This window comes from Streptomyces sp. TS71-3 (assembly GCF_018327685.1).
Classification (GTDB): domain Bacteria; phylum Actinomycetota; class Actinomycetes; order Streptomycetales; family Streptomycetaceae; genus Streptomyces.
Map to the genome: position 1 here is coordinate 4,531,759 of NZ_BNEL01000001.1, position 14,405 is coordinate 4,546,163.

Annotated in this window: 11 protein-coding genes; 6 read left to right on the forward strand and 5 right to left on the reverse strand. The window is 74.5% G+C overall.

Annotation, left to right across the window (positions count from 1 at the left end):
* Positions 1–52 precede the first annotated feature (52 nt).
* The 3 genes from thiE to Sm713_RS18325 all read left to right on the forward strand — a co-directional run bounded on the left by thiE (position 53) and on the right by Sm713_RS18325 (position 3,180).
* Positions 53–724 carry a thiamine phosphate synthase gene (thiE, locus tag Sm713_RS18315; protein WP_212912098.1) on the forward strand — a complete coding sequence of 224 codons (672 nt, stop codon included), beginning with the start codon at positions 53–55 and terminating at the stop codon, positions 722–724.
* A gap of 254 nt (positions 725–978) precedes the next feature.
* Positions 979–1,899, forward strand: a complete 921-nt coding sequence (gene metF / locus Sm713_RS18320) for a methylenetetrahydrofolate reductase [NAD(P)H] (protein ID WP_212910667.1) — start codon at positions 979–981, stop codon at positions 1,897–1,899.
* Between the two features lie 63 nt (positions 1,900–1,962).
* Positions 1,963–3,180, forward strand: coding sequence for a hypothetical protein (locus Sm713_RS18325; protein WP_212910668.1), 1,218 nt, complete (start codon positions 1,963–1,965; stop codon positions 3,178–3,180).
* A gap of 173 nt (positions 3,181–3,353) precedes the next feature.
* Here Sm713_RS18325 and Sm713_RS18330 read toward each other — a convergent pair whose 3' ends face one another.
* Positions 3,354–4,853 carry an NAD(P)/FAD-dependent oxidoreductase gene (locus Sm713_RS18330; RefSeq protein ID WP_212910669.1) on the reverse strand — a complete coding sequence of 500 codons (1,500 nt, stop codon included), beginning with the start codon at positions 4,851–4,853 and terminating at the stop codon, positions 3,354–3,356.
* Between the two features lie 679 nt (positions 4,854–5,532).
* Here Sm713_RS18330 and Sm713_RS18335 point away from each other — a divergent pair.
* The 3 genes from Sm713_RS18335 to Sm713_RS18345 all read left to right on the forward strand — a co-directional run bounded on the left by Sm713_RS18335 (position 5,533) and on the right by Sm713_RS18345 (position 8,058).
* A complete protein-coding gene (locus tag Sm713_RS18335) occupies positions 5,533–6,138 on the forward strand; it encodes an SAV_6107 family HEPN domain-containing protein (protein ID WP_212910670.1) in 606 nt (201 codons plus the stop codon).
* A gap of 459 nt (positions 6,139–6,597) precedes the next feature.
* The gene (locus tag Sm713_RS18340; protein ID WP_212910671.1) at positions 6,598–7,392 is read left to right on the forward strand and encodes a methyltransferase; all 795 of its coding nucleotides are present in this window, start codon (positions 6,598–6,600) and stop codon (positions 7,390–7,392) included.
* A 249-nt stretch (positions 7,393–7,641) separates the two neighbouring features.
* A complete protein-coding gene (locus tag Sm713_RS18345) occupies positions 7,642–8,058 on the forward strand; it encodes a DUF3040 domain-containing protein (protein ID WP_212910672.1) in 417 nt (138 codons plus the stop codon).
* Positions 8,059–8,263: 205 nt separating this feature from the next.
* Here the strand turns inward: Sm713_RS18345 and Sm713_RS18350 are convergent, their stop codons facing one another.
* The 4 genes from Sm713_RS18350 to Sm713_RS18365 all read right to left on the reverse strand — a co-directional run bounded on the left by Sm713_RS18350 (position 8,264) and on the right by Sm713_RS18365 (position 14,244).
* The gene (locus Sm713_RS18350; protein WP_212910673.1) at positions 8,264–10,846 is read right to left on the reverse strand and encodes a DUF3488 and transglutaminase-like domain-containing protein; all 2,583 of its coding nucleotides are present in this window, start codon (positions 10,844–10,846) and stop codon (positions 8,264–8,266) included.
* Positions 10,847–10,931: 85 nt separating this feature from the next.
* Positions 10,932–12,335, reverse strand: coding sequence for a DUF58 domain-containing protein (locus Sm713_RS18355; RefSeq protein WP_212910674.1), 1,404 nt, complete (start codon positions 12,333–12,335; stop codon positions 10,932–10,934).
* A complete protein-coding gene (locus tag Sm713_RS18360; protein ID WP_212910675.1) occupies positions 12,335–13,420 on the reverse strand; it encodes a MoxR family ATPase in 1,086 nt (361 codons plus the stop codon). The genes Sm713_RS18355 and Sm713_RS18360 overlap by 1 nt, the downstream gene beginning before the upstream one ends.
* Positions 13,421–13,683: 263 nt before the next feature.
* Positions 13,684–14,244 carry a carbonic anhydrase gene (locus Sm713_RS18365; protein WP_212910676.1) on the reverse strand — a complete coding sequence of 187 codons (561 nt, stop codon included), beginning with the start codon at positions 14,242–14,244 and terminating at the stop codon, positions 13,684–13,686.
* Positions 14,245–14,405: the final 161 nt, after the last annotated feature.

A 14,405-nucleotide genomic window follows, 5' to 3' on the forward strand; every position in this document is an offset into this window, starting at 1 on the left:
CACCGACGACCCCTGGGGGGACCCCGCCGTGCCCAGCACCAGCCAGAGCGCCATCCCGGCCCCCGGCCCCGCCGCCGAGCCCGGCACCCTCAGGGACCGGCTCGCCGACGCCCGCCTGTACCTCTGCACGGATGCGCGCAAGCGGCAGGGCGACCTGCCCGAGTTCCTGGACGCGGCCCTCGCGGGCGGTGTCGACATCGTCCAGCTGCGCGACAAGGGCATGGAGGCCGCGGAGGAGCTGGAGCACCTGCGGGTCGTCGCCGACGCCTGCCGCAGGCACGGCAAGCTGCTCGCGGTGAACGACCGCGCGGACGTCGCCCACGCCGCCGGCTCCGACGTGCTCCACCTGGGCCAGGGCGACCTTCCCGTACCCGCCGCCCGGGCCGTACTCGGCGAGCGGGTCCTGATCGGCCGCTCCACCCACGCCGAACCGGAGGCCGCGGCCGCGGCCGTCGAGGAGGGCGTGGACTACTTCTGCACGGGCCCCTGCTGGCCCACCCCCACCAAGCCGGGCCGGCACGCGCCGGGCCTCGGTCTTGTGCGGTACACCGCGTCCCTGGGCACCGACCGCCCCTGGTTCGCCATCGGCGGCATCGACCTCGGCAACCTGGACCAGGTCCTCGACGCGGGCGCCCGCCGGGTCGTCGTCGTGCGCGCGATCACCGGCGCGGACGACCCCGCGGCGGCGGCCGCGGAGTTCGCCAAGCGCCTGCGGGCCTCCTGATCCGGTACACCGCCTGATCCGGTGCCCGGCACGGGACCGTCTCCGGCATGGCACCGCCACGTCACCCGCCCTGGCACACCCTTGTCACCCTTGTCACCGGCACACACCGCCTGGCAGGAATCGGCCAACACCGGAGCGACATACCGTGGCACACCCGCCCGTCACGTGGGCACCCGTAAGTCGGCATCCCGGCAAACAAGACAATTGACCTTGCTCCGGTTTGGTCGCGCCCCGCGTCTGGCTAGTCTGCCCGTATGGCCTTTGGCACCGCATCCACCAGGATCGACCGCGCACCCACCGTGCGCGACATGCTCGCGTCCGGGACGACCACGTACTCCTTCGAGTTCTGGGCACCCAAGACCCCGAAGGGTGAGCGGAACCTCTGGAACGCCCTGCGCAGGGTCGAGGCGGTGGCACCGAGCTTCGTCTCGGTCACCTACGGGGCGGGTGGCTCCACCCGCGCCGGCACCGTGAAGGCCACCGAGCAGATCGTCGCCGACACCACGCTCACCCCGGTCGCGCACCTCACCGCGGTGAACCACTCGGTCGCCGAGCTGCGCAACATCATCGGGCAGTACGCCGACGCCGGGATCCGGAACATGCTCGCCGTGCGCGGCGATCCGCCCGGCGACCCCATGGGCGACTGGGTCCCGCACCCGGAGGGCCTCACCTACGCCGCCGACCTGGTCCGCCTGATCAAGGAGTCCGGTGACTTCTGCGTGGGCGTCGCGGCCTTCCCCGAGATGCACCCCCGCTCGGCGGACGAGGACACCGACATCCGGCACTTCACCGACAAGTGCCGGGCGGGCGCCGACTACGCGATCACCCAGATGTTCTTCCAGCCCGAGTCGTACCTGCGGCTTCGGGACCGCGCCGCGGCGGCCGGCTGCGACACGCCCATCATCCCCGAGGTGATGCCCGTGACCAGCGTCAAGATGCTCCAGCGGCTGCCCCAGCTCAGCAACGCCGACATCCCCGCAGCGCTCACGGAGCGCATCCTCGCCGTCCAGGACGACCCCGCGGCGGTACGCTCCATCGGCATCGAGTTCGCGACGGAGTTCTGTGCACGGCTGCTCGCCGAAGGCGTCCCGGGGTTGCACTTCATCACGCTCAACAACTCCACGGCGACGCTGGAAATCCACGAGAATCTGGGTCTGCACCAGCACCAGGGCTAGCAGCGGCCTTACGCTTGCCCGGCAGGGCGTGGCAAACCGCACGACCGTAAGGGAGGGGCGTACATGGGCATGACGGTCCTCTACATCGCGTTCGGTCTGGTCGCGCTCTGGCTGCTGGGCGAGGTGCTGCTGCAGTACAAGGCACGCCTGCGCTGGCGGCTGCTCGCCTTCGTCGGCTTCCTGGGCGTGGTGGTCGGCGTCGTGATGCCGTCCATCGTGGTCATCGTGATCGGCGCCATCGCCTTCGCCGTCGGGCAGACATGCGTCACCCTGTCGTTCCGCCGCGGCTTCACCACGGGCTGGGCGCTGGGTGGAAGGCCGGGTGCGAGCAGACGCCGCAAGGGCGACCCGGGCGCCCACCAGGACCCCACCCTCCAGGTCTCCGACCTGGAGTACGAGCCGGCCGGCTCTCCCGACGCCTACGACGGCCAGGACGCGTACGGTGCCCAGGACGCGTACGAGGACACCGGCTCGTACGACACCGTCGGCGCATACGGCGACACGGGCGCGTACCAGGCCGCCGGCGCCTATGACGGCCCCGACGCCTCCGACACCCCGCCGCACCCCGAGCAGCCCTACGCCGCGGCCGGTGCGCCCGGGCCGCTGCCGCCCGAGCAGCCCCCGGCCCAGGTCTACGAACCCGAGCCGTTGCCGGAGGACACCGGCCAGTACGGCATCTACACCAACGCGCCCGCCTACGGTGCCGAGGGCGACGGCGGCTACGGAAACGGCTACGACGACAGCGGCTACGGCTACCCGCCGGCCGCGGCCCCCGACAACCCCGCCTACGCCTCGGCGTCCGCGCAGCAGGCGGGCTACGGCGGCACCGAGTACGGGTACGACGGGTACGCCACGGGCTACGACCAGCAGCAGTACACCTATGACGCCGGGCAGCAGGTGTACCAAAGCTGGGTCGCAGACCCGTACGCGAACGGCGCGGCGGGACAGCCGGACGGCGCGGCGGGCACCCAGGGCTACGGCACCGAGCAGCAGTACGACCCCTACGCCCAGCAGGGCTACCCCCAGTCCTATCCGGCCCAGGATCCCTACGCGGGCGGCTCGTACGGCACGGACACGCCTCCCGGCGGCGTCTGGATGCCCCAGCAGCGTGGCATCGAGGACGGCTACGGCGGTGACCTGCCGCCCGAGCAGTCCTACCCGTACCAGGGCCACCCCCAGGGCGCCTACGACCCCGCGGCGGCCGGCTACGACCCCGCGGCGGGCTACGACCCCACCACGGGCCACGACCCGGGCTACCGCGACCAGCAGCACCGCTACTGACACACCCCGGCTACCCGGGGCGCCTCGGCGTCATCGAGCACGGCGACGGGCCTACAAGCACGGGTGGCGGCCGCGTTGGCCGGGGTCATGCCGCGGTCGAGCTTTCCGGGGCGCCCGCCGCCCTGGCCGCCGTGCGGCCGTCACGTGCGGGGCCAGGGGCCTCGGCGGGCCGCTCACCGCGAGCCGCGGAACTGCGAGCCCTCCACGATCAGTCCGGCGACCAGCGCGCCCGACATGCCCGCGTGCGGCAGCCCCCCTCCGGGGTGGGACCAGCCGCCCACGGTGAACAGCCCCGGCAGACGGGTGGTGTTCGAGGGGTGCAGCAGCCGGCCGCCCGCTGCGGCCAGGGAGGGCGGCGGGACCGCTCCGCCCTCCGCGCCGGTCGCCTCGGCGACGTCCGCGGGGGTCCGCACCTCATGCCAGAGCAGACGTTCGCGCAGCCCGGGAACGGCCTCCTCCGCGCGCGTGAGCACCCGTTCGACGTCCTCCTCGGAGACCGCCGCGCCCGCGGGCACCGTGGCGGTCACCGTGACGGCCTCGTGCCCGGGGTCCGGCACGGACTCCGGGCCGTCGGGGCGCAGCACGCCGACCGTCGGCTCCGCGGGCAGGCCCGGGGCGGCTCCGAAGAGCCGGTCGAGCTCGCCTTCGCGATCGGGGGTGTGCACCACCGTGCGGTGTGCGGCATCGGACGGGCGGGCGCCCCGCAGAGCGAGCAGCACCGTCAGGCGGCTGGGCAACCCGGACCGGCCGGGCACCTCGCCCGCGGCACGGGCCGGGACTCCCGCCAGCATCCTGTCCAGCACGCCCGGCGCCACGCCGGCCACTACGAAGCCGGCCTCCTCGACCGTGCCGTCCGCCAGCTCGACGCCCGCCGCCCTGCCGTCCTTCTCCACGATCCCCGCCACCGGAGCGCCGAAGCGGAACTCGACCCGCCGGGCCACGCAGCGCTCGTACACGGCCCGGGCGAGCGCCCGCAGGCCGCCGCGCACCGCCCACATGCCGAACGTCTGCTCCAGATACGGCAGTACGGCAGCGGAGGCCGGGGCCGTCCGCGGGTCCATGCCGGCCGCGAGCGCATGGTGCTCCAGCAGCGCGCGGAGCCGGGGCTCGCCGCCGAGCTCCAGCTCCGCGATCTCCGCGAGGGTGGCCGCGGAGCGGTCCTTGCGCAGCAGGCGGCGCCTGACGGCCGCCGGATACGGCTCGCGCTCCCCGAGCACCCGCCAGTTCGGCCACAGCGGCTCCTCCAGCAGCGGGCGGCGCGAACGGTCCCATGCCTCCCGCGCGCGGTTCATGAACGCCGCCCAGAGCTCGCCGGCACCGCCGCCGAGGGCCGTGTCGAGGGCCGCACCGACGGCGGCCCGGGAGGCGTTCGCCAGACGGACGTCCGTGCCGTCCGCGAACAGATGGCGGGCCGCGGGCTCGACCTGCGTCAGCCCCACGCACTCCTCCAGGGGCTCCTTGCCGGTCTTGACGAACAGGTCCCGGTAGACCGCGGGCAGCGGGAGCAGGCCCGGGGCCGTATCGAAGACGAAGCCGTCGCGCTCCACGCCGCCCAGGGCCCCGCCGTAGGTGTCCGAGCGCTCGTACACCACCACCCGGTGGCCCGCGACGGCCAGCCGGGCGGCGGCCGCCATCGCGCCCATCCCGGCGCCGATCACCGCAATCCGTGCCATGCCAGGGACCTTATCCGCACCGGCGGCGGGCCCGTCCGGGACCCGTGGCCGAAGGCGTCCGCGGGCGTCCGAGGGCGTGAGACGGGCGGGCCGGCCGGCGGCCGTACGACTGCCTCAGCGTGCTCTCCGGGCGCCCCGCCAAGGGTGGTGCTGGGGGCGTGCCCCCATGCCTGAGTAGGCCTACTCAGGCACGGAGATGAGTAGGCACGCGGATGGGCCGGGCCGCCCGGCACGGAAGAGTGGTGGCACGGAAGGCGCGCGGCGCCGTACCGCCGACACGGGGCGGCGGAACGGCGCCGCGCCCCTGGGCCGCCCGTGCACCGCGGGGCGGCCGGCCCTGGCGCGATGCGACGGCCCATGGGGGACGGGCCGCGGGGTGACCACGGGGGAGCTGCGGGGGGACGCCGGTCCGGTGCGGTCCTGAACGGGGGATGGGCCGCACCGGACCGGCGTACTCGTGTGGGGACGGGGCGCGGGGCAGGGGCACGCGCCGGGTCCGGCCGGGTGTCCGGGGCTCCTGGGGCGGCTCGGCCGACCCGCCCGGCCCCGAGCCCGCGGGGACCCGTATCCGAACGTGCGATCGAAGTAAACGTGCAGGTCAGAGCCGATTGTCAGTGGGGTGGTCCACGATGGGTACTGACGGCCACGGGGCCGTCACCCAGACGACAGGAGGTATGTCATGGCCAGGTACCCCGCAGCAGCCGCCGGCCGCCGCGCCGCCGGCCCTGCCCCCTCGCTGACCGGTCCCGCCACCGACGTCCACCCCGTGCTGCGCCGCTCCGCGGCCCCGCCGGCCGCACTCGACCTGCTCGCCCAGGCGCGCGCGGGCCTCGACGAGGCGGCTCTCCTCGAAGCGCCGAACGACCGCTACGCCATCGCCCACCTCGCCGCGCTGCGCACCGCCGCGGCCGTGCTCGCGGCGCGCGGCAGGCCCGAGCCCACGCCCCGCCGCCGGGCGCGCATCAGGAGCGCCTGGGAAGTGCTCCCCGAGATCGCCCCGGAACTGGCCGAGTGGAGCGCCCTCTTCGCCTCCGGCGCCGACCGCAGGGCCCGCGCGGAGGCGGGCATCCGGGGCGCGGTGACCCGGCGTGACGCCGATGACCTGCTGCGGGACGGCGCGATGTTCCTGCGCCTGGTCGAGCGGATGCTGACGCTCCAGCCCGTCCTGCCACAGCCCTCCGCCGAGCCCCGGGAGGTACGCCAGACGGGTGACCGGCACCGTCCCGCCGGGGGCCGTGCCATGCGGCGGACGGAGGGGGAGGGGCCCATCGAGAACGCAAGCTGAGCCGGCTCCCGGGGCCGGCGGGAAGCGGCTTCCCCGGCGTCCACGGAAGCCCAGCCTCGCCCGCGCAGGCCCCGGGCCTCGGCCGCTTGGATCTCAATCGCCACCTACCGGCCCCTGCCTGCCGGCCGGTGGGGGCCGTCGCTGCCCCACTGCCCTGAGGCTTCCCCACTGCTCTATGGGCGGGGATGGGGGGGTACCCCCGAGTGAGCCCCCCAGCCCCGCCTCCGGGGCGGGCGCTGGGCTCGGGGTGCCTCTGCGTCCTCAGGAGCGCCGGGAAACCGCGCGATCGACCAGCACGTGCCCGCTGCCGGCCGCCGCCCCGAGCCCGTCGGGTCCCGCGGCCGCCGGGCGGGGCCGCCGGCGCGCCGAGCCGGGGCCCGGGAGGCAATAGGGTGGGTGAGCCTGCAAGCAAACCGCTCCGCCCGACAAGAGGCGGCGCCGCGCCGAGGAGTCAATCCCGTGTCGGATCCGATGCGCCCCCGCGCTTCCCTCCGTACCGCCGTGGTCTGGGAGGTCCTCAAGGACGCCCTCGACCACCGGGTCAAGGCCACGGGCCGAGAGCAGCTCGAAGTCCTCGACACCGGCGGCGGCAGCGGGAACTTCGCCGTGCCCGTCGCCCGCCTCGGCCACCGCGTCACCGTCGTCGACCCCAGCCCCAACGCCCTGTTCGCGCTGGAGCGCCGGGCCGCGGAGGCAGGCGTGGAAGACCGCATCCAGGGCGTCCAGGGCGATGCGCACGGCCTCTTCGACGTCGTGGAGCGCGGCGGGTACGACGTGGTGCTGTGCCACGGCGTCCTGGAGTACATGGACGAACCCGCCGAGGGCCTGCGGAACGTGATCGGCGCGCTGCGGCCCTCCGGAGTGCTCAGCCTGCTCGCCGCGGGGCTCGGCGGAGCGGTGCTCGCCCGCGCACTGGCCGGCCGCTTCACGGAGGCCCACCAGGCGCTCACCGACCCCCGGGGCCGCTGGGGCGGCGGTGACCCCGTGCCGCGGCGCTTCACCGTCGAGCAGCTCACCGCGCTCGCCGAGACCGCGGGCGTCCGGGTCGAGGCGGTGCACGGCGTGCGGGTCTTCGCCGACCTCGTCCCGGGAGACCTGGTCGACACCGAACCGGGAGCCCTGGACGGCCTGCTGAAGCTGGAGGCGGAGGCCGCCGAACTGCCCGCCTTCCAGTCCGTCGCCACTCAGCTCCACGTGCTCGGCGCCCGGCAGGGCCGCGCGGACGGCCAGGGCACCGCGACGGACCGCGACTGATCAGCGACGCAGCGGCGAATGGAGTACCCCACAGAACACCCCATCGGGCGCACGGCGCCGTATGATCGAAGGAGGCCGTCCGGCATGAGGGGCTGATAGCTGGGGAATCTAGTGATCAGCGACTCGGAACCGCATCGCGGCCCGGGTGGTGAATTGGCGTAGAGGGGCGGGTTTCACGGGGGCGATTCCCTGCCTATCCTGAAGGGAACCCCCCAGTCGCCCCGGCGACTGCACCATGAGGAGGACTCCGTGCCGCTCTCGGAGCACGAGCAGCGAATGCTCGAGCAAATGGAGCGAGCGCTGTACGCCGAAGATCCCAAGTTCGCGACAGCGCTTGAGAGAAGCGGACTGCGCAGGTATACCCGGCGTCGGGCGTATCTGGCAGTTGTGGGCTTTCTGGTCGGTATCGGTCTTCTCATGGGCGGCATGGTCGCCCAGCTCATCTGGATCAGCGTGGTGGGGTTCCTCGTCATGCTGGGTTGTGCCGTGCTCGCCATCACGGGCTGGCGCAAGGCACCCAGGGCGGGCGAGCAGTCACCGGCCGGCGCGGGCGCCCAGGGCGCGCCCCGTACGCGACCCGGCCGCAGGCAGGGCAGGCAGCGGCGCTCGATGATGGACCGCATCGAGGAGCGGTGGCAGCGACGCCAGGACGAGCAAGGCCAGTGACGGCCCCGCCGGCCCACCACCGGCGGACATCACCACACATACAGAGGGCGACCCTTCACAGTGGTCGCCCTCAGTCGTGTCCGGAGGAGCCGAGGGAGAGGCCCCGCCTGGACCCCGCTCCCCCCTGAGGGCCGCCGCCTCCCCGCGAGCCCGGCCCGGTCCAAGGCCCCGTACCGTGACGCCTCGCCTACCGCGGCGCCCGGCCTCACCGTGACGCCCGGCGCAGCCCGAAGCGCCCGCTCGGCCAGGACGCGGCCAGTCCTGCCGCCGCCTGCCTGCGCCAGGCGGAGAACGCCCACACCAGGCGGACGGCCGAGCGCGGCACCAGCAGGGCGCGCAGGCGCGTGGAGCGCCCGGCCGAGGCCCGCACGCCGGCCCGTGCCTGCCGTACGTCGTCGGCGAGGCCCGGGGCGGGCGAGGGCGTGCGGGCGTAGAGCACCTGCTCCACCGCGCTCGCGACCCGGTGCACGCTCGCCGCGGCGTCCTGCCCCAGCGGCGCCGACCGCACGATCCGCTCGGCGGCCCTGCGGGGAGTCTCCGAATCGTCGGGCGGGATGCCGTGGTCCCAGGCCGTGTCCGTGATCTCACGCCAGTGCGCCAGGACGTGCCGCACCGCCTCGTCAGCGGTGGGCTCCACCGTGGAACCGGCGGCCGGCTGCTCGGGCCCGGTGTGCCCCCAGCGCACCCGAGGATCGGCGCCACCGCCGGCGGACGCGCGTCCCTTCCCGGCGCGTGCCACGCGCCCCCGCGCCCGTAGGACCCCGCGGCCCCGCGATCCGGACACGCGCAGCACCACCGAAGCATGGCTGTCCCACTCCCCGAGCCGGCTCGCACGCACCCTCATCCGCCACAGCATCGGAATGAGCGGAAGCAGCAGGAGCGCCAGCGCGCCCGCGACGATGCCGGTGATCTGGCCGGCCGACGGGCCGTCGTCCCCCGAGCCCCCACCGGCCCCCGGGATGGTGGATTCGCAGGAGCCGACCCGCTTCTCCGCGGTCGAGCAGTTGTCCTGGGCCGTCGGCTCGGAGGACGGTGCCGTGGGCTCCGCCTGCGAGGGCGCCGACGGATCGCTGGAGATGTCGCTCGGGGTGTCGGAGCGGGTGTAGTCGGGCAGCGAGCCGCGGTTCGGGGTGGGCTCGAAGCGGGTCCAGCCGACCCCCTCGAAGTACAGCTCGGGCCAGGCGTGCGCATCCCTCAGGCCCACCGACATGGAACCGTCCGCGGTCAGCGTGCCGGGCGTGAAGCCCACCGCGACCCGGGCCGGTATGCCCAGCGTCCTGGCCATGGCCGCCATCGCGAAGGAGAAGTGGATGCAGAAGCCCTCCTTCTGGCGCAGGAACCGTGCGATGGCACCTGGGCCGCTGCCCGCGTGCACGTTGGTGTTGTAGGTGAAGCCGCCGTTGAGGGCGAAGTAGTCCTGGAGCTTCACCGCACGCTCGTAGTCGTTCATCGCGCCCGCGGTGACCTCGCGGGCCTTGGCGGCGACCACCGAGGGGAGCGACGCGGGCACCTTGGTGAACTCGCGCATCACGTCCGGCGGCGGCTTCGGGGCGTCGGCCAGCTGCTGCGCCGTCGGCGCCACGGCGAGGCTCGTCACCTCGTAGGAGACGCCCTTGGTCGTCTGGCCGCGGTCGCCGACCAGGGTGCGGCCCACCGGCTCGTACCGCCAGCGGCCGCCGATGCTGACCTGGCTCGCCGGGTACGGCATGGGCAGCCAGTCCTGCCCGTACCAGCCGGCGGCCTTGATGATGGTCCTGACCTTCGTGGTGCGCACGGCGGGGCTCAGGCCCGGCGGCGCGGGGAGGACCTTCGGCACGTCGGTGATGCGGCGGACCGTGGGCTTCCAGGTGCTGCCGTCGAAGTCGTCCTCGGCCACGATCCGCAGGTACTGGTCGTTCGCCGTGCCGGGGGTGGTGCGGTAGGTCAGCACCTGCCGGTCCTCGGGCTGGTTGAGGCTGTCCTGGAGCGACACCAGCGGATTGACCGCGGAGACCGTGCCCCCGCCCGGGCCCACGCCGCGGCCGTGGGCCGCGGGATCGAACAGCCCGCCGCTCAGCCCCGGCAGCGCCAGCGGGACCACGAGCGCGATGCCGAGCGCCACCGCCCCGATCCTGCGGCCGGCACGGACCGGCGCGACGGCGGCGCCGGCCTCCTGGCCGGCCGCCGTGACCCGCCCGCCCGGCGGGCGTGGCGCCCCGCTGAAGACCCGGCCCCAGCGGGAGAGGCGGTCCCGGCCCTCTGCCAGAAGCAGCAGCAGGTACCCCGTCGCCCCCAGCAGGAACCACAGCCAGTCCGCGGAACTCCGCGACAGGCCCGCGGCGATGGCGTAGAGCGCGAGCAGCGGCAGCCCCGCGGGGGCGGCGCTGCGGAAGGTCACCGCGATGCCGTCCACCGCGAGGCCGATCAGCAGCACGCCGCCGACCAGCATGAACCGGATCCCGTCGGTCAGCGGGGCCGGGATCGCGTACTGGCGCACGTCGTCGCGGCCCAGCTGGATCAGCGTGGAGAACCGCTGGAGGGACTCGGGGGTCGGCACCAGGCCGGCGATGGCCTGCTGATGGGCACAGACCAGCGTCAGCAGCAGAAGCGACACCACGGCCTGCGCCAGCACCGTCACCGGCCGGGGGAGCGGCACCCTGCGGGCCAGGGCCCCCGCCGCGGTCTGCGCCACCAGCAGGAAGGCCGCCTGCAACAGCCAGACGGAGCTGTCGACCAGCGGCAGCAGCGCGCACGCCGTCAGCAGTGTGGCGGCGGTGGAGCACAGCGCCATCCGGGTGCGCCCGCTCATCGGGCACCTCCGGCTGCGGCCGCCGCCCCGCTCACCGTGTCCAGGTCCCTGCCCCGCGCCCCGCGCGCGGGACGGCGCACGCCGTTCATGACCAACCCCCACTCGTACCCGCCGGACTCGCGCTCTCCGCGCTGCGCTGCCGGTCGGCCTGCTGCCACAGCTGCGCGGGGCCCGCACCCGGCGGTACCGCCAGCGCCGTCCAGCCCGCCTCACGGAGCTGGCGCAGCCGGTCCTCGCACCCCGGGGAGGGGACCGCGGCGCCGGCCCGTGCCGCGCCGTGCGTCCACATCCAGGGGTCCAGCACGAAGGCCACCGCTATCCCGCTGCGCCGGCGCATCCTGGCGACCACGGCCGCCTGGGACTCGTCCATGTCGCCGAGGAAGGCCACCAGCAGGCCTTCGTTCCCCCCGCGGAGCACGTCGTAGGCGGGGGACAGGCCCGTGCTGTCGGAGTGGTCGAGCACGGCGAGCGTGTCCATCATCACGCCCGCGGCGTCGGCGGACTCCTGGCTGGTGCCCGAGAAGCCGTCGGAGCCCTCGCCGGGGACCGAGGCGCCGGTGTCGGTGAGCAGCCGGACCGAGAAGTCGCGCTCCAGCATGTGCACGAGCACCGAGGCGGTGCCGGAGACCGCCCACTCGAAGGCCGAGCCGGGGCCCGCGCCCTCGTAGGCCAGCGCGCGGGTGTCCAGCAGGACCGTGCACCTGGCCCGCTGCGGCTGCTCCTCGCGGCGCACCATCAGCTCGCCGTAGCGCGCGGTGGAGCGCCAGTGCACCCGGCGGAGGTCGTCCCCGTGGCGGTAGCCGCGCGGGATGACGTCGTCCTCGCCGGCCAGCGCCAGGGAGCGCTGCCGCCCGTCGCCGTACCCCCGCGCCTCGCCGCTCAGCCGGACCGGCGGCAGCGGCTCCACGCGCGGGATGACGGTGAGCGTGTCGTGCGTGGCGAACGAGCGGGTCAGCTCGCACATCCCGAACGGGTCCGTCAGGCGGAGCTGGAGCGGGCCCAGCGGGTAGCGCCCGCGCAGGTCCGAGCGGACGCGGTAGGACACCTCGCGGCGGCCGCCCGGCTCCACCCGGTCCAGCACGAAGCGCGGCCGGGGCCCCAGCACGTAGGGCACGCGGTCCTGGAGCATCAGCAGGCCGGTCGGCAGCCGGGAAACGTTGTCCATGCGCAGGTGGACCCGAGCCTCGGCGCCCGCCGGCACGCGCGCGGGGGCGAGCCTGCGGGTGCCGGTCACCCGGTACCGGGTGCGGTACAGCACCAGCACGCAGGTCAGCGGCAGGGCGGCGAGCAGCAGCCCGACGCGCAGCAGGTCGCTCTGGCCGAGCACGTAGGCGCAGACGGCGGCGGCGACGCCGGCGGCGAGGAAGGACCGCCCCCGGGTGGTGAGACCGGCCAGTGCCACGCTGACGCCGCTCGTGGCGGCCGTCCCGCCCGGTTCGTCCGCCTGCGCGGGAGAGACCGGCCCGGCCGGGCCGAGCGCCCGCGCCATCACACCCTCCGGCTGCCGTGCCCCGGGTCGAACGGGCCGGGGGCCCGCTCGGGACCGGTGCCGTAGCGGCCGTTCGGGTGCGGGGAGGCGGCGGGTACGCGGGTGTGCTGGAGGATCTCCAGGACGACCTGCTCGGCCGTGCGGCGGTTCAGCTGGGCCTGGGCCGTGGGCAGCAGGCGGTGCGCCAGCACGGCCACCGCCAGGGCCTGGACGTCGTCCGGCAGGGCGAACTCCCGGCCGCCGAGGGCGGCGGCCGCCTTCGCCGCGCGCAGCAGGTGCAGGGTGGCCCGCGGGGAGGCGCCGAGCCTGAGGTCCGGGTGGGTGCGGGTCGCCGCGACCAGGTCGACGGCGTAGCGCCGCACCGCGTCGGAGACGTGCACCCTGCGCACCGTGTCGATGAGCTTCACCACGTCCTGCGCGTGGGCGACGGGCCGCAGGTCGTCCAGCGGCGGGACGCCGCCGTGCACGTCCAGCATCTGGAGCTCGGCCTCCGGGCTGGGGTAGCCGATCGACACCCGCGCCATGAACCGGTCGCGCTGGGCCTCGGGCAGCGGGTAGGTGCCCTCCATCTCGATGGGGTTCTGCGTGGCCACCACCATGAACGGGGCGGGCAGCTCGTACGTCTGGCCGTCGATGGTGACCTGGCGCTCCTCCATGGACTCCAGCAGCGCCGACTGGGTCTTGGGCGAGGCTCTGTTGATCTCGTCGCCGATCACGATCTGGGCGAAGATCGCGCCCGGCTTGAACTCGAAGTCCCTGCGCTGCTGGTCCCAGATGGACACCCCGGTGATGTCCGAGGGGAGCAGGTCGGGCGTGAACTGGATGCGCCGCACCGAGCAGTCGATGGAGCGTGCGAGCGCCTTGGCGAGCATGGTCTTGCCCACGCCGGGGACGTCCTCGATCAGCAGGTGGCCCTGGGCGAGGAGCACGGTCAGCGCCAGCCGGACGACCTCCGGCTTGCCCTCGATCACGCCCTCGACCGACCGGCGGACACGCTCCGCCGTGCTGGTCAGGTCCTCTCCCACCCTGGATTCCGCCCGCGCTCCGGGACCCCCCTGGCTCGCCCGCTGGTCATAGGTCGTCACCGGCCCTCCTCGGCCATTCCCCGAGCTCGCTGGGAGCGGGGGATACCCCAATTCGAGCCGGATCGCAGTACTGCGACCGGCCCACCCCGAAACACGGACACCGCCCTTGGGAAGTTCCGCACGGCGTCACATCAGCATTCTTGTTGCCGTTACCGGTTCGTGTCACTCGCCTGTGGATAACTGGCGCCGATACGCCGGACGTGGTCCGCTTCCGGTGGTGGGCCGTCGCCGCCGCGGCCAGGTGAACGCGTCACCCGGACGGCTCATGCGGGGTCGATCTCCCGCAGTGCGCCGCTGTGCACGTCGAAGACGAAACCGCGTACGTCCTCACGGTGCGGCAGGAACGGCGAGGTGCGCACCCTCGCCATCGACTGCCTCACGTCCTGGTCGACGTCGCGGAACGACTCGACCGCCCACGGCGGACGCTGCCCCACCTCCATCTCCAGGTCGTGCCGGAAGTCCTCGGTGATGCGCTCCATGCCGCAGCCCGTGTGGTGGATGAGCACCACCGTGCGGGTACCCAGGGCCCGCTGGCTGATGGCGAGCGAACGGATGACGTCGTCGGTGACGACGCCGCCGGCGTTGCGGATCGTGTGGCAGTCGCCCAGGTCGAGGCCGAGGGCGGCGTGCAGGTCGAGCCTGGCGTCCATGCAGGCGACGACCGCGACGTGCAGGACGGGCTTGGCGTCCATCCCGGGGTCGGTGAAGCCCTCGGCGTACCGGCGGTTCGCGTCGACGAGGCGGTCCGTGACGGTACCGCCGCGTATGGCGCCGGCGGGCTCTTCGGTCAGCTGTCCCTGATCGGGAGAGGTGGAAGTCGGCATACCCCGAAGGTACTGGGCGTTTGCCCGCCGGGGTACCAGGACTCCCGCGTTCGCCCCGCTCCGCGCCGGGCACCGGGCCCTCCCGGCGGGCGCCGCCCCGCGATCACCCACAAGGGCCGTACAGGTGCCGCCACATGGGTGAATCCGTCCGGTGAGCGGGC